The following is a 15,236-nucleotide window of genomic DNA, read 5'->3' as shown; positions in this document are numbered from 1 at the left end:
GTTAGTAAAGAAACATGTGGGGCTATAGCTCAGCTGGGAGAGCGCTTGCATGGCATGCAAGAGGTCAGCGGTTCGATCCCGCTTAGCTCCACCAAAATTGTAAACCCTCGTCATATGACGAGGGTTTTTTTTATCTGTTTGTAACACCCTCTCCCGTATTTTGTTATCAAAAAGAAGGTATTCTTGTACCTCACCTCAATCGACATCAATAAAGCAGTCTATAAATAGACTTGAACTTGATTCGTGCAATTAATAAACCTATTATCCACCCGGTCAATGATTCGAACGGATAATATACTCATCAGCTTAATGAATAGAAAAACGTACAATAATGTAAAGATATTTATAATTGCCCTGACACTTTGTCTGATTGCGGTACCTGTCTCCCGTTATCTCTCCCCCCGCGCAATGGTTAATGGTCACGACGTTTATTTAGCATGGCTACCGCTAAGCGTGATGCTGGCAGTAATTCTGCTATTTGGGCGCAGGGCAATTCTTCCCATTGTGTTAGGTTTTACTGTCACTAATTTATTTTATGTTAATTTAGCACCGCTACAATATTCAGTTTTACTGTTCTGTCAGACCTTTGCGCTGTTCGCGGCGTGCGGCCTGCTACGCCTCATGCTGGGCAAGCGCTGGCGTCACAGCATCCCTAACAAGCACATCGGGCTACGTATATTCTGGCTCGGTTTTATTGTACCATTAGGTATTAAACTGTCGATGTATATGGCAGGCTATTTGTTTGATTTTCCGGTGACTATTTCCACCTTTTTCGGCGAAGGAACGGTAATTTATAACGTTGTGGATATACAAAGCCTGATATGTGCGGCATTGATTTTTACCATGATGTTCTATTACCCACTAAGAATGATAATTAATCCTCGTTATGCCATGACCTTCTGGCGGCGAAGCGTGAAGCCCGTGTTTTATCACAAGAATCTATTATTTATTTTTGTCTGGCTGACGCTTTTAGGCTTCATTCTCGTCATTTTATGTGGTCCTTTTGAATCACCGGTCATTGCGGGCTATTTGATGCCGCTGATTTTTATTCTTTTTACCTTAGCGATAAGCCGCCTGACCTATGCGCTTATCTCTCTGCTGTGGGCTGCATCCGCGCTCCTGCTGTTGACCTACAACTACAACTTCCTTAACGGGGTGGAATCGGGCCATTCGCTCTCTTTTATCCTGTCCGTGCTTATCTCTTTTGCTATCTGTCTGCTTTACATGTCACGAATTTACCAGCGCAGCGAGTGGCTGAAACGGGGCTGGCAGGGCAGGGCGCTGACCGATCCGCTGACCGGTTTGCCTAATATTCGTGCGCTGGAGGATTACCTTGAGATTCATCCGGATGCCAAAGTGTGCATTCTGCGTATGGATAACCTGGAGTTTTTGAGCCGCCACTACGGGATTATCATGCGGGTCCACTGCAAACGTACGATCGCCACGTCGCTACAGCCGCTTTTGCAGAAAGATGAGACGCTCTTCCAGCTTCCGGGAAGCGAACTGGTGCTGGTATTACTGGGGCCGGGAACCGCCGAGCGTCTCCAGCACATGGTCGATCGGCTGAACAGCCGTAAGATTTTCTGGAACAACACCGGGCTGGATATTGAATTTGGCGCGTCCTGGGGAATGGTCGAAAACGGCGAAAAGCTGCATCACACGCTGGGACAGCTGAGCTGGCTGGCAGAGCAGGCCTGCGGAGAGCAAAACGTTCTCGCGCTCACGAATAGCCTTGAGGCGGCATCAGGCCAAACGACAGAGCGTGTCCTGATGCTGGCGCGAATTAAGCATGCCCTTGAGGCGGGGCAGTTCCATTTATACGCGCAACCGATCCAGAAGGCGGACGGGAGCGGGTATTACGAAATCCTGGCGCGTATGGAGAGCGAGGGCGAGATCTTCACCCCTGACCGCTTTATTCCGCTGATTGCCCAGTTCAACCTCAGCCATCGGTTTGATATGTGCGTCATGGAAAAATTACTGGTGTGGCTGCGCGATCACCCTGCAACGCAGGCTGGCGCCCGTTTTTCCGTCAATCTGATGCCGCTCACGCTGATGCAAAAAGAGGTGGCGAACGAGATTTGCGCGCTCTTTGAACGCTACGGCGTTGCGCCGCAGGCCGTCGTGATTGAGATCACCGAAGAGCAGGCCTTCTCAAACTCTGGCTGCAGCATCCACAATATTCAGCAGCTGCGGGATTACGGTTTCCGGATTGCCATTGATGATTTTGGTACTGGCTACGCCAACTACGAGCGTCTCAGACGCCTGCAGGCAGATATCATTAAAATTGACGGCTGTTTTGTTAAAGACATTTGTACCGACGATATGGATGCGATGATCGTCCAGTCGATGTGTAATCTGGCAAAGACGAAATCGCTGTGCGTTGTTGCGGAATATGTAGAAACACCCGAGCAGCGGGAGATGCTGCTTCGCTTCGGCGTGGATTACCTGCAGGGCTACCTGATAGGTAAACCCAAACCGCTGGAAGAGTTGTGGGCATAAAAAAACCGGGAGCCAGGCTCCCGGTTTTTTGTTTAACGGTAAACGTTACAGTACCAGTGCCGCGATGGAAGCAGACAGGACGCTCACCAGCGTAGAGCCGTAAACCAGCTTCAGGCCAAAGCGAGAAACCACGTTACCCTGTTCTTCGTTCAGACCTTTAATCGCACCCGCGATAATCCCGATGGACGAGAAGTTAGCGAAGGAGACCAGGAACACGGAGAGAATGCCTTCCGCGCGCGGAGAAAGCGTGCTGGCAATTTTCTGCAGATCCATCATCGCAACGAATTCGTTAGAAACCAGCTTGGTTGCCATGATACTGCCCACCTGCAGCGCTTCGTGAGCCGGAACACCCATCACCCATGCAACAGGGTAGAAGATGTAGCCCAGAATCCCCTGGAAGGAGATACCCAGCACCGCGGCGAACAGGGCGTTCAGGCCAGAAATCAGCGCAATGAAGCCGATCAGCATGGCGGCAACGATAATCGCCACTTTGAAACCAGCCAGAATGTATTCACCCAGCATTTCGAAGAAGCTCTGGCCTTCGTGCAGGTTTGACATCTGGATGTTCTCTTCGCTGGCGTCAACGCGGTACGGGTTGATCAGCGACAGAACGATAAAGGTGCTGAACATGTTCAGAACCAGCGCCGCAACAACATACTTCGGCTCCAGCATGGTCATATACGCACCCACGATAGACATGGAAACGGTAGACATTGCGGTTGCCGCCATGGTGTACATGCGGTTACGGGACATTTTGCCGAGAATATCTTTATACGCGATGAAGTTCTCAGACTGACCGAGGATCAGGGAACTGACGGCGTTAAAGGATTCCAGCTTGCCCATGCCGTTCACTTTGGATAACAGGAAGCCAATTCCACGAATAATGAACGGCAGAACGCGGATGTGCTGCAGAATACCGATCAGTGCGGAGATGAAGACGATTGGGCAGAGAACCTTCAGGAAGAAGAACGCCAGACCTTCGTCGTTCATTTTACCGAAGACAAAGTTGGTCCCTTCATTGGCGAATCCGAGCAGTTTTTCGAACATTTCGGAGAAGCCTTTTACGAAGCCGAGGCCTACGTTGGAGTTCAGGAAGAACCACGCAAGTAAAACTTCAATGACCAGCAGCTGGACAACATAACGGATACGAATTTTTTTGCGGTCTGTGCTGACCAGCAATGCGAGTGCAGTAACGACAACAAGTGCCAGGACAAAATGAAGGACGCGGTCCATATTTGCTCCAAATATGAGGCAGGTTTAATTTTCGTGCACATTCTATGTAACAAGGGAAAAGAAAACGAGATCGAGGACACACTATAGTTACATCCTGTGACGAGTCTCAAAAATAGTGATCCACAATACATTTTTGTTATGTTAGGTAAATGAGTGAAAAGTTAAGTTTGTGTGCTAGTCTTCACAAAAGCGCGCGCGATTTCAGTTTCTGTTAGATCGCCCCACTTACCCGCCCGTCTATCGTTCAAAGCTATCAGAGAAATCACTGTAAACTTCACAAATGAACTTGATAATCATTCTCATTTTGATAGCATTAAACATAGCAAAGGCTATATTTCAGAGGCAGAAATGACAAACAGTCGCGTAGAGGGTAGCAGTGGCAGAGCCGCGCGCAAGTTGCGGTTCGCATTAATGGGACCTGCGTTCATCGCTGCCATTGGCTATATCGATCCAGGTAACTTTGCGACCAATATTCAGGCCGGGGCCAGCTTCGGCTATAAGCTGCTGTGGGTGGTCGTCTGGGCTAACCTGATGGCGATGCTGATTCAGATGCTCTCTGCAAAGCTGGGGATTGCCACGGGCAAAAACCTGGCGGAGCAAATTCGCGACCATTATCCGCGTCCGGCCGTCTGGCTCTACTGGATTCAGGCGGAAATCATCGCTATGGCCACTGACCTCGCTGAGTTTATCGGCGCAGCGATCGGCTTTAAGCTGATTCTGGGCGTGTCGCTGTTGCAGGGGGCGGTACTCACCGGGATTGCCACGTTCCTGATCCTGATGCTACAGCGTCGGGGTCAAAAGCCGCTGGAGAAGGTCATTGGCGGTCTGCTGCTGTTTGTCGCGGCGGCCTATATCGTCGAGCTGATTTTCTCACAGCCGAATCTGGCGCAGCTCGCTAAAGGGATGGCGATCCCAAGCCTGCCAACCTCGGAAGCGGTGTTCCTGGCCGCCGGGGTATTGGGGGCGACCATCATGCCGCATGTGATTTACCTGCACTCCTCGCTGACGCAGCATCTCCACGGTGGGACGCGCAAAGAGCGTTACTCCGCCACCAAATGGGACGTGGCGATCGCCATGACCATCGCCGGGTTTGTCAATCTGGCGATGATGGCTACCGCAGCTGCCGCTTTCCACTTTAACGGTCACACCGGTATTGCCGATCTCGACCAGGCGTATCTCACGCTGGAGCCGCTACTGAGCCATGCTGCCGCCACGATATTTGGTCTTAGCCTGGTGGCTGCCGGTCTTTCTTCCACGGTGGTGGGCACGCTGGCAGGCCAGGTGGTGATGCAGGGGTTTGTCCGGTTCCATATTCCGCTGTGGGTGCGTCGCTCCGTCACCATGCTGCCGTCATTTGTGGTGATTCTGATGGGGCTCGACCCAACGCGAATTCTGGTCATGAGCCAGGTGCTGCTAAGCTTTGGCATCGCACTGGCGCTGGTGCCGCTGCTGATCTTTACCAGCGACAAAAACCTGATGGGTGAACTGGTCAACTCAACGCTGGTGAAACGGACCGGGTGGGCCATCGTGGTGGTGGTGGTGGCGCTGAACCTGTGGCTGCTGATTGGGACAGCGTTGGGACTCTAAAAGAAAAAGGAGCCGTGAGGCTCCTTTTTGCTGTTAATCGTCATGACCGTGGTGGCCATGTCCGTGACCTTTGCCGCGACCCCAGCCGCCGCGACGGTCATCACGATCGTTCCACCCTTCACGGTAGCCGCGCTCGTAGGCGCTGTCTTTATACCAGCCGCGGTGTCTGCCGTTATCATGTTTCCACCAGCGGTCTCCGCGCCACTCATAGTGACGGTTCCAGTAGTCACGGTCGCGCCAGTAGCCACCGTCCCAGTATCTGCCGTAGTCATCACGATCGCCAATTTGTAATTTTACTGATGGCAACAGGGTGATTTCGCCCGCAGTGGCGATCAGCGGGGCTGAAGCCAGTAATACCGCTGCAAGAATCAGTGACCTGAACATACTCTTTCTCCTTCACGATCGGGGCCTTTGTGGGGCCTGTTAACGCAATTTTACGAGTTGGTAAAGCCTCGTTTCATCGCCTCAACTCCGAATTCCTGAGGGAGAGCACTTTTTGCTAAAAGTGGTTCTATTTTGAGCTGTTCAGAATGCCTTCTATACGGGACAGTTCTTCCGCAGAGAAATGGCGGTTTGCCAGCATGCCCACGGCGTCATCAATCTGCGACGCTTTACTTGCCCCAATCAGTACTGACGTCACATTCTCATGGCGTAATACCCAGGCCAGCGCCATCTGGGACAGCTTCTGGCCGCGCTCTTCCGCAATGGCATTCAGCTTTCTAACCTTCTCCAGCTTCTCTTCGGTTATCTGGTCAGGGTTAAGGAACTTACTGCCGCTTGCCGCGCGTGAGTCTGCCGGAATGCCGTTCAGATAGCGGTTGGTAAGTTGCCCGCCGGCCAGCGGCGAGAAGGGAATACAGCCAACCCCTTTTTCCTGCAGCACGTTCAGCAGTCCCGCTTCCGGCGCACGTTCAAAGAGGGAGTATTTCGGTTGGTGGATCAGGCAGGGCGTACCGAGGTCATTAAGGATATCAATCGCCTGGCGAGCCAGAACAGCCGGGTAGTTGGATAACCCGACATACAGGGCTTTTCCCTGGCGCACCACATAGTCAAGCGCTTTCATGGTTTCCTGCAGCGGCGTTTCCGGATCTGGCCGGTGATGATAGAAGATATCCACATACTCCAGCCCCATGCGCTTCAGGCTTTGATCGAGGCTTGCCAGCAGATATTTGCGTGATCCCCAGTCGCCGTAAGGCCCCTCCCACATGGTATAACCCGCTTTGGTAGAGACGATCAGCTCATCGCGCCAGGGCAGGAAATCCTCCTGCAAAATACGGCCGAAATTACGTTCGGCCGATCCGGGAGGCGGGCCATAGTTGTTGGCAAGGTCGAAATGCGTAATGCCCAGATCGAACGCACGCTGTAAAAGTTGACGGCTGTTTTCGATAAGAGTGGTGTCACCAAAGTTATGCCACAGCCCAAGCGAGATGGCGGGCAACCTGAGCCCGCTTTGCCCGCAGCGGCGATACTCCATTGTCCCATAACGATTTTTATCCGGCTGATAACCCATTTTCGTAACCTCTGGCGCTGAAGTAAAAAATCAGTGTATGCGTTTACATTTACGTGAAAAAAAGCAGCATAGCGCAGCCTTTTTTGTAAAGCATTCTTTCCATGGTCTTCTTATCGCCAATTCTGGACAGCCATCACGCTTATTTAATACTCAAGGTGAGGTCAAAACATTAGAAGGATACCTGTTTATGCGTACCCCATACTGCGTCGCCGATTACCTGCTGGACCGTCTTACAGATTGTGGAGCCGATCATCTGTTTGGCGTGCCGGGCGACTATAACCTGCAGTTTCTCGACCATGTGATAGACAGCCCGGATATCTGTTGGGTGGGCTGTGCCAACGAATTAAACGCCTCTTACGCCGCGGACGGATATGCCCGATGTAAGGGCTTCGCCGCGCTGCTGACGACATTTGGCGTAGGAGAGTTAAGCGCCATGAACGGCATTGCGGGCAGCTACGCCGAGCACGTTCCGGTCTTGCATATTGTGGGTGCGCCGGGTACGGCGTCACAGCAAAGAGGTGAGCTGCTGCACCATACGCTGGGCGACGGTGAGTTTCGTCATTTTTACCATATGAGCGAACCGATCACCGCTGCACAGGCGATCCTGACCGAACAAAACGCCTGTTATGAAATCGACCGGGTATTAACGACCATGCTCCGGGAACGTCGTCCCGGCTATCTGATGCTGCCCGCCGACGTGGCTAAAAAGGCCGCCACACCGCCTGTAAACGCTCTCACGCTCCGGCACGCGCATGCCGATAGCGCCTGCCTGAAAGCGTTCCGGGATGCCGCAGAGAACAGGCTTGCCAGGAGCAAGCGTACTGCGCTGCTGGCCGATTTCCTTGTCCTGCGCCATGGCCTGAAGCATGCGCTACAGAAATGGGTAAAAGACGTGCCGATGGCACACGCCACCATGCTGATGGGCAAAGGGATATTCGACGAGCGTCACGCCGGTTTTTACGGCACGTACAGCGGTTCGGCGAGCGCCGGCGCGGTAAAAGAGGCGATTGAAGGGGCGGATACCGTGCTGTGCATCGGCACGCGTTTTACCGACACCCTGACCGCCGGCTTCACGCATCAGCTTACCCCGGCTCAAACGATAGAAGTTCAGCCTCACGCCTCACGCGTCGGTGATATCTGGTTTACCGGCATCCCCATGCTCCAGGCAATCGAAACGCTGGTGGAGCTGTGTAAACAGCACGTACACGATACGCCGGTACCGGCCTCTCAAAGCGCGATGGCCTACCCGCAGCCGGATGGCTCGCTGACGCAGGCGAATTTCTGGCAAACGTTGCAGACGTTTATCCGCCCGGGGGACATCATTCTTGCGGATCAGGGCACCTCGGCCTTCGGCGCGATCGACCTTCGTCTGCCGGCTGACGTGAATTTTATCGTACAGCCGCTGTGGGGATCGATCGGCTATACGCTGGCGGCGGCATTTGGCGCACAAACGGCCTGCCCGAACCGGCGCGTAATTGTGCTGACGGGGGATGGCGCGGCACAGCTCACCATTCAGGAGCTAGGCTCGATGCTGCGGGATAAACAGCACCCCATCATTCTGGTTCTGAACAACGAAGGGTACACGGTAGAAAGGGCGATCCACGGGCCTGAGCAGCGGTATAACGACATTGCGCTATGGAACTGGACGCAAATCCCGCAGGCACTGAGCCTTGATCCTCAGGCCCAGTGCTGGCGGGTCAGTGAAGCGGAGCAGCTGGCGGACGTCCTTGAAAAAGTAGCGCACCACGAGCGGCTCTCGCTGATTGAGGTGATGCTGCCGAAAGCAGATATCCCACCGCTGCTGGGGGCGCTTACCAAAGCGCTGGAAGCGCGCAATAACGCCTGACTACTTGTCGTTTCGCCAGGCCATCATCATCGGTTTGCCCGCCAGCAGGAGCCAGGCGGGCAACATCACGATACAAAGCAGAGGGAAAAGCGTCGAATCCGGTACGACTACCGCCGCCATGAACAGGCTGAGCCACGCGTCGCGCGTGACCACCAGAACCAGTCCCAGAATAGAGCATGAGACGGTAATCGCCGCCGGCACCGCATCGACATGTTCGTGCAGCATCAGCCCCAGCGCGACGCCAACAAAGACCGCCGGGAAGATGCGTCCACCGCGGAAACCGCAGGCGGCCGCCACCACCAGCGCTGCCAGCTTGATTACGGCAAACAGCAGATAGTCGGAGACGCTAAATACCTGGCTGAAGGCCAGCTGCTGCATCTCGTCCAGACCTTTAAACAGCGTCACCGGCCCACCGATTGCCCCTAAAATACCGAGGATCAAACCGCCAGCCCCCAGAATTAACACCGGGTGTTTGAGTCTATGCATTAGCCGGTGCAGACGTGGAAGGCACCATACCGCCACCATCCCCAGCGCGATGGCGATAGCAACGACGATGGCGCCGCTGAAAATATCGGCGATTTGCATCTGGCCGTAGTGGGGGAGTGAGAGGGAAAAATGGGGATGGAAAAACAGACTGGTGGTCAACGCCCCGGCGGCGGCGGCCATCAGCGGCGCAAAGAGTTTATCCCAGAGGGGGACGTCGTTATTGCTGCTGAGCGTCTGCGAAAAGATCAGTGCGGCAGCGACGGGTGTACCGAAAAGCGCTCCGATGGTGCCTGCGGAGGCGAGAATGGTCCAGTCCAGCGCGCCGACGCGGGGCAAAATGCGTGAACCGAGGAAAACCGCCAGGCCAATGTTGACCGCCATAATCGGATGCTCTGGTCCCAGGCTGACGCCACCGGCCAGACCGAGAATCAACGCGATAATCAGCCCCGGCAGTGCCGAAGGGGAAACCGGGGCACCAATCAGCGGTTCCTGTGCCGGGTCTGGTCCAGCATGGCCAGGACTGAAACGGATCACCAGGCCCACCGCAATACCGGTCAACGTTAGCATCACAACGATCCAGGCAGGGGAGTCAGCGGTGACGCCCAGTCCTGCAGGAAGTGCGTTCCATAATAGTGTTTGCAGCACCGACGCGACTTTCATCACGACAATGAGCACCAGGCTTGAAACCACGCCAATGATTAGCGCCGGAATGGCCAGCAACAGCATGGTTCTGGCTCGCGGGTGGAGCATGATGATTTCCTTGTACAAAACGGTATTACGTTACTTTGCACATTAAGCTTTATGGCAATAGTGCAAAAGGTGCTGAAACGGTAAAGTTATTCTGTGACGAAGATCGATAATCCATGGGCATTCACCTTACGGCCGTTGTTGTTATCACGCCTTGAATTTACAGTGTCCCAAAGATTTATTCTGACTTTAGCGGAGCAGTAGAAGAATGACAAAGTATGCTTTGGTAGGTGATGTGGGCGGCACGAACGCGCGCCTCGCATTATGCGATGTAAGTAGCGGTGAAATTTCCCGGGCGAAAACCTACTCAGGGCTGGATTATCCAAGCCTTGAGGCCGTTGTCCGCGTCTATCTGGACGAGCATCAGGTTAGCGTCGAAGATGGCTGCATCGCCATTGCCTGCCCGATAACCGGCGACTGGGTCGCCATGACCAACCATACCTGGGCATTCTCCATCGCCGAGATGAAAAAAAACCTCGGCTTTGCGCATCTTGAAATCATCAATGACTTCACCGCGGTGTCCATGGCGATCCCGATGCTGAAGCCGGAGCATCTGATCCAGTTTGGCGGCGCTGAACCTGTCGAAGGTAAGCCGATTGCGGTTTACGGGGCCGGTACCGGCCTGGGCGTTTCACATCTGGTGCACGTTGCTCAGCGCTGGGTGAGCCTGCCGGGTGAAGGCGGCCACGTAGACTTTGCGCCAAACAGCGAAGAAGAGGGCATTATCCTTGAAGAATTACGCGCTGAGATCGGCCACGTCTCCGCCGAGCGCGTCCTTTCGGGGCCGGGGCTGGTGAACCTGTACCGTGCGATTGTGAAATCTGACGGTCGTCTGCCGGAAAACCTGCAGCCGAAAGACGTCACCGAACGAGCGCTGGCGGACAGCTGCATTGACTGCCGTCGTGCCCTGTCGCTATTCTGCGTGATTATGGGACGCTTCGGCGGCAACCTGGCGCTGACGCTGGGCACCTTCGGGGGCGTTTATATCGCAGGCGGAATTGTGCCGCGCTTCCTCGACTTCTTCAAAGCCTCCGGCTTCCGCGGCGGGTTTGAGGATAAAGGGCGTTTCAGAAGCTACGTGCAGGACATTCCGGTTTATCTGATCGTGCATGATAACCCTGGCCTGCTGGGTTCGGGTGCCCATCTGCGTCAGGTTCTCGGTCAAATCCTGTGACGTAGAGCCCTCTCCCGCTGGAGAGGGCTTTTTCTTTACAGGTGCATCAGCTGGCGGAACTCTTTCACCTTGCTGCGGCTCACCGGCACCTGAAAATCCAGATCCTTCAGGCGCAAAATGTAGGTGTTGTTAAACCAGGGTTCGATTTCGCGGATCTTGTTTAAATTCACGCAGAACGAGCGGTGGCAGCGGAAAAAGTGCGACGCAGGCAGCTTGCTGCAAAACTCGGTGATGTTCATCGCTATCACGTAAGATTCCCGCCGCGTATAGACAAACGTCATCTTTTCATGGGCTTCGGCATAGTAGATATCATTGACCGGCGTCACGATGATGCGCTCATCTTTGACCAGATTAATGGTGTCGTTTTCCCGTACCGTTGGGGTGGCGCTAGCGGGGGCGGTCTGCTGCTGCCATGCGGCCTCCAGCTTTTGCAGCATGCTGACAATCCGCGACTCCTGGTAAGGCTTAAGGATATAGTCAAACGCCTCCAGCTCGAAGGCCTCAACGGCGTGCTCTTTCCAGGCGGTAACGAAAACGATAAACGGCTTATGGGCAAACTGATTGATGTTTTGCGCCAGCAATACGCCATCCAGCGACGGAATGTTGATATCCAGGAAGATGGCGTCGACCCGGTTATGCTGCAAAAACTTCAGCACGTCCAGACCATCATCAAACGTACCCACAATCTCCATCTGGCTGTGGGTGTTGATAAGCCAGGTGAGCTCCTGTTGAGCCAGGAATTCATCTTCTACGATGATAACTTTCATGGGTTACTCCACCTGGGGCAACAGTGATGTTGTCGAATGAACGGGAGAACGCTCATTCGGGACGTAAAAAGCAATTTCGGTGCCCGGCTCAAGACGCTGAATATGCAGTCCGTCGCCGTAAAGCAGCTTGACCCGGTGGTGCACGTTCAGCAGGCCGATTTTATTCCCGGGCATCTCGTTAGACTCCACGCGCTCAATGACTTTTGGGTCAATCCCGTGGCCGGTATCGCGCACGGCAATGCGTACCCGGTTACCGCTTTCGGTGATGCTGATGGTGACCACCCCTTTGCCTTTACAGGGCTGAATGCCGTGAACAATCGCGTTTTCGACCAGCGGCTGGATAAGCAGGCTCGGAATCACGCAGTTGACCTCTTCATCAATATCGTAAATGACCGTGAGCTTGTCACCAAAGCGCGCCTGTTCAATGGCGATGTAATCCTTGATCTGATACAGCTCTTTTTTGATGTCGATCTGCTCGTCATCTTTCAGCTCGATGTTGTAGCGCAGATAGCGGGACAGGTTAAAAATCAGCTGGCGCGCGGTGTCCGGATTAAGACGAATGGACGAGGAGATCGCGTTCAGCGCGTTAAACAGGAAATGGGGATTGATTTTGCTCTGCAGCGCGCGCAGCTCTGCCTTATTTGCCATCTCACGCAGCTGTTCTGCACGGGAGACTTCCAGCTGAGTGGAGATAATCTGCGACAGGCCAATCGCCATCTCCTGCAGGGAGGAGGTGATCTGATGCGCGTGACAGTAATAAATTTTCAGCGTGCCCGTCACGACGCCTTTCTCCCACAGCGGAATAACCAGCATGGAGTGGATTTCCGGCGTTCTGTGGGCTTCGTCATTGTTTTTAATAATGATTTTACCGTAATTGATCGCCTGTCTGGTGGTCGGGCTGATGGTGTCATCATTATCGCGATAGTTGTGTTCCCCGACGCCAACATAGGCCAGCACGTGGTCAATATTGGTGATGGCGACGGCGTCTGCGTGGATGTCGTGGCGGATAATCTCGCAGACCTGACGCAACGATTCCGCATTAACGTGGCGGAAAAGCGGCAGCGTTTTGTTGGCGATATCCAGCGCCAGCTTGGCCTGACGGGCGGCGCTGGCTTCTTTTTCCCCTTCAACGCTTTGCACCAGCAGCACGATAAAACCGATGCACACGCTGCCCAGGATCATCGGAATCCCGATTTTCGAGACGATATCCAGCCCCAGCGCGGTGGTGGGGGCCCAGACGACGACCAGGATCATAGTCAGCGTTTCGCACACCATGCCTGCGACGATCCCGGCGCGCCAGCGCTGTTTTTTCGGGATTTTGCGGCTGATCCAGCCGGAGAGCACCCCGGCGATAATGCTGGTAATAAAGCAGGGCACCGCCGTTACGCCGCCGATATCAATCAGGTAGCGATGGGTTCCGGCAATCACGCCGGTGATAACGCCCACCCACGGGCCAAACAAAATTCCGCCGGACATCACGGCGATAATGCGCACGTTAACCAGCGACCCCTCTACCGGCACGCCTGACCAGGTGCTGAACAGGGCGAACAGCGAAAAGATGGCGGTAACGGCCAGCAGCTCTTTTGGCGAGTGGGCGGATTTGTGCAACAGCTCGCGAAACAGGCGAATGCGGATGAGGAAGAACAGGCAAATCAGCATTAATGCCGCACGGTCAAAAACCGCCAGCAGCATAGTGAATATTTCGTGCACGAGTAGACCTGGGAAAACGGGAAAGAACCATGATAAAAAACCTGGCGCGTATTGACCAGCTATCCGTCAGGTTTATCAAATGAGGAAAAACCATAATTCTTAAAGGGGATTGTCCGGCGGTAACGGACACGGCCTTATTTTTTATAGTCAGCGCATCGTCAGGTAACTGTTTTGATATCATCCTGTTAAATAACGGCTATCAGAAAGCCAACCCTGAAACAGGGGCTTCCGCTTTTTGGCACTGCCGGGTTCCGGTTTTCAGGCGATCGCTTTTTTTTCATTTCCCTCTCGACAGCATGATTTTTTTCAGGTTATTTTCTAAGCATGCCACATCGGTGGCAGCGTCGCTCGGACGGTCCGGGCGCTAACGTTAATCTGAGGAATCTATGGCTGAATTCAGTCCTGAACGCCGTTTTACGCGTATCGATCGTCTCCCCCCTTATGTTTTCAATATCACTGCTGAACTGAAAATGGCTGCGCGTCGGCGCGGCGAAGATATTATTGATTTCAGCATGGGTAACCCTGACGGCCCAACGCCGCCGCATATCGTTGAAAAGCTCTGCACGGTTGCCCAGCGTCCGGATACGCACGGCTACTCAACCTCTCGCGGTATTCCCAGATTACGTCGCGCGATCTCGCGCTGGTATCAGGATCGCTATCAGGTTGATATCGATCCGGAAAGTGAAGCGATTGTCACCATCGGCTCGAAAGAGGGGCTGGCACACCTGATGCTGGCCACGCTGGATCATGGCGATACGGTGCTGGTGCCTAATCCAAGCTATCCGATCCACATCTACGGCGCGGTGATTGCCGGGGCGCAGGTTCGTTCCGTTCCGCTGGTGGAAGGTGTCGATTTCTTTAACGAACTGGAGCGTGCGATTCGTGAAAGCTACCCGAAACCGAAGATGATGATCCTCGGTTTCCCGTCGAACCCAACGGCCCAGTGCGTGGAGCTCGATTTCTTCGAGAAAGTCGTCGCCCTGGCTAAACGTTATGACGTGCTGGTGGTTCACGATTTAGCCTACGCTGACATCGTCTATGACGGCTGGAAAGCCCCTTCCATTATGCAGGTCCCGGGGGCGCGTGACGTGGCGGTAGAGTTCTTTACGCTGTCAAAAAGCTACAACATGGCGGGCTGGCGTATTGGCTTTATGGTGGGTAACAAAACGCTGGTGAGTGCCCTGGCGCGCATTAAGAGTTACCACGACTACGGTACCTTCACGCCGCTACAGGTCGCGGCTATCGCTGCCCTGGAAGGCGACCAGCAGTGCGTTCACGAGATTGCCGCCCAGTATAAGCGCCGCCGTGACGTGCTGGTAAAGGGCTTGCATGAAGCGGGCTGGATGGTGGAAATGCCGAAGGCGTCCATGTACGTCTGGGCGAAAATTCCGGAGCCTTACGCGGCGATGGGCTCGCTGGAGTTTGCCAAAAAGCTGCTGCAGGATGCGAAGGTGTGCGTATCACCGGGCATTGGCTTTGGTGATTACGGCGACACCCATGTGCGATTTGCCCTGATTGAAAACAGCGATCGTATCCGTCAGGCGGTGAGGGGCATCAAGAGTATGTTCCGGGCCGACGGTCTTCTCACTTCAAAGAGCGTCGCTGAACATCCCGCGTCGTCATGACATAAAAAAACAGGAGCCGATGGCTCCTGTTTTTTTGACTGCATATTCTTCA

General features: G+C 54.1%; 11 protein-coding genes and 1 tRNA gene. 6 read left to right on the top strand and 6 right to left on the bottom strand.

The window, feature by feature from the left end:
* Positions 1-18 precede the first annotated feature (18 nt).
* Positions 19-94: transfer RNA gene (locus AC0TN7_RS10050), tRNA-Ala, on the top strand.
* Between the two features lie 215 nt (positions 95-309).
* Complete coding sequence (locus AC0TN7_RS10045) at positions 310-2,499, top strand: sensor domain-containing phosphodiesterase (protein WP_463727078.1); 2,190 nt, start codon at positions 310-312, stop codon at positions 2,497-2,499.
* Positions 2,500-2,544: 45 nt separating this feature from the next.
* Here AC0TN7_RS10045 and AC0TN7_RS10040 read toward each other — a convergent pair whose 3' ends face one another.
* Positions 2,545-3,732: a NupC/NupG family nucleoside CNT transporter gene (locus AC0TN7_RS10040; RefSeq protein ID WP_024907625.1), complete on the bottom strand. Its 1,188-nt coding sequence runs from the start codon at positions 3,730-3,732 to the stop codon at positions 2,545-2,547.
* Between the two features lie 348 nt (positions 3,733-4,080).
* On the opposite strand from AC0TN7_RS10040, the gene AC0TN7_RS10035 reads away from it, so the two are divergent.
* Positions 4,081-5,319 (top strand): Nramp family divalent metal transporter, encoded by a 1,239-nt coding sequence (locus tag AC0TN7_RS10035; protein WP_024907626.1) that lies wholly within the window; start codon positions 4,081-4,083, stop codon positions 5,317-5,319.
* 33 nt (positions 5,320-5,352) lie between these two features.
* On the opposite strand, the gene AC0TN7_RS10030 is transcribed toward AC0TN7_RS10035, so the two are convergent.
* Together AC0TN7_RS10030 and mgrA are read right to left on the bottom strand one after the other, a co-directional pair.
* Positions 5,353-5,703: a DUF2502 domain-containing protein gene (locus AC0TN7_RS10030; RefSeq protein ID WP_024907627.1), complete on the bottom strand. Its 351-nt coding sequence runs from the start codon at positions 5,701-5,703 to the stop codon at positions 5,353-5,355.
* A gap of 127 nt (positions 5,704-5,830) precedes the next feature.
* The gene (gene mgrA, locus AC0TN7_RS10025; RefSeq protein WP_473702119.1) at positions 5,831-6,829 is read right to left on the bottom strand and encodes an L-glyceraldehyde 3-phosphate reductase; all 999 of its coding nucleotides are present in this window, start codon (positions 6,827-6,829) and stop codon (positions 5,831-5,833) included.
* A 187-nt stretch (positions 6,830-7,016) separates the two neighbouring features.
* On the opposite strand from mgrA, the gene ipdC reads away from it, so the two are divergent.
* Positions 7,017-8,675, top strand: a complete 1,659-nt coding sequence (gene ipdC / locus AC0TN7_RS10020; protein ID WP_024907629.1) for an indolepyruvate decarboxylase — start codon at positions 7,017-7,019, stop codon at positions 8,673-8,675.
* Here the strand turns inward: ipdC and AC0TN7_RS10015 are convergent, their stop codons facing one another.
* Positions 8,676-9,911, bottom strand: coding sequence for an ion channel protein (locus AC0TN7_RS10015; RefSeq protein WP_048990063.1), 1,236 nt, complete (start codon positions 9,909-9,911; stop codon positions 8,676-8,678).
* Positions 9,912-10,116: 205 nt separating this feature from the next.
* Between AC0TN7_RS10015 and glk the strand changes: the two genes are divergently transcribed.
* Positions 10,117-11,082 (top strand): glucokinase, encoded by a 966-nt coding sequence (gene glk / locus AC0TN7_RS10010; protein ID WP_048029635.1) that lies wholly within the window; start codon positions 10,117-10,119, stop codon positions 11,080-11,082.
* Between the two features lie 35 nt (positions 11,083-11,117).
* Here glk and AC0TN7_RS10005 read toward each other — a convergent pair whose 3' ends face one another.
* Together AC0TN7_RS10005 and AC0TN7_RS10000 are read right to left on the bottom strand one after the other, a co-directional pair.
* The gene (locus AC0TN7_RS10005; RefSeq protein WP_061714689.1) at positions 11,118-11,849 is read right to left on the bottom strand and encodes a LytR/AlgR family response regulator transcription factor; all 732 of its coding nucleotides are present in this window, start codon (positions 11,847-11,849) and stop codon (positions 11,118-11,120) included.
* A 3-nt stretch (positions 11,850-11,852) separates the two neighbouring features.
* Positions 11,853-13,559: a sensor histidine kinase gene (locus tag AC0TN7_RS10000; protein WP_024907633.1), complete on the bottom strand. Its 1,707-nt coding sequence runs from the start codon at positions 13,557-13,559 to the stop codon at positions 11,853-11,855.
* A gap of 386 nt (positions 13,560-13,945) precedes the next feature.
* Between AC0TN7_RS10000 and alaC the strand changes: the two genes are divergently transcribed.
* On the top strand, positions 13,946-15,184 hold the full coding sequence (alaC, locus tag AC0TN7_RS09995) for an alanine transaminase (RefSeq protein WP_023308710.1): 1,239 nt from the start codon (positions 13,946-13,948) through the stop codon (positions 15,182-15,184).
* The last annotated feature ends 52 nt before the right edge of the window (positions 15,185-15,236 follow it).

The sequence above is a fragment of the Enterobacter sp. PL_is511 genome, from assembly GCF_055816065.1.
The sequence above is the reverse complement of the archived record's forward strand: the minus strand, read 5'-3'. Positions and strand labels throughout refer to the sequence as shown.

Coding starts and splice junctions, on each gene's coding strand:
- AC0TN7_RS10045 (WP_463727078.1), top strand. CDS start 310: ATGAATAGAAAAACGTACAATAATGTAAAGATATTTATAATTGCCCTG.
- AC0TN7_RS10040 (WP_024907625.1), bottom strand. CDS start 3,732: ATGGACCGCGTCCTTCATTTTGTCCTGGCACTTGTTGTCGTTACTGCA.
- AC0TN7_RS10035 (WP_024907626.1), top strand. CDS start 4,081: ATGACAAACAGTCGCGTAGAGGGTAGCAGTGGCAGAGCCGCGCGCAAG.
- AC0TN7_RS10030 (WP_024907627.1), bottom strand. CDS start 5,703: ATGTTCAGGTCACTGATTCTTGCAGCGGTATTACTGGCTTCAGCCCCG.
- mgrA (WP_473702119.1), bottom strand. CDS start 6,829: ATGGGTTATCAGCCGGATAAAAATCGTTATGGGACAATGGAGTATCGC.
- ipdC (WP_024907629.1), top strand. CDS start 7,017: ATGCGTACCCCATACTGCGTCGCCGATTACCTGCTGGACCGTCTTACA.
- AC0TN7_RS10015 (WP_048990063.1), bottom strand. CDS start 9,911: ATGCTCCACCCGCGAGCCAGAACCATGCTGTTGCTGGCCATTCCGGCG.
- glk (WP_048029635.1), top strand. CDS start 10,117: ATGACAAAGTATGCTTTGGTAGGTGATGTGGGCGGCACGAACGCGCGC.
- AC0TN7_RS10005 (WP_061714689.1), bottom strand. CDS start 11,849: ATGAAAGTTATCATCGTAGAAGATGAATTCCTGGCTCAACAGGAGCTC.
- alaC (WP_023308710.1), top strand. CDS start 13,946: ATGGCTGAATTCAGTCCTGAACGCCGTTTTACGCGTATCGATCGTCTC.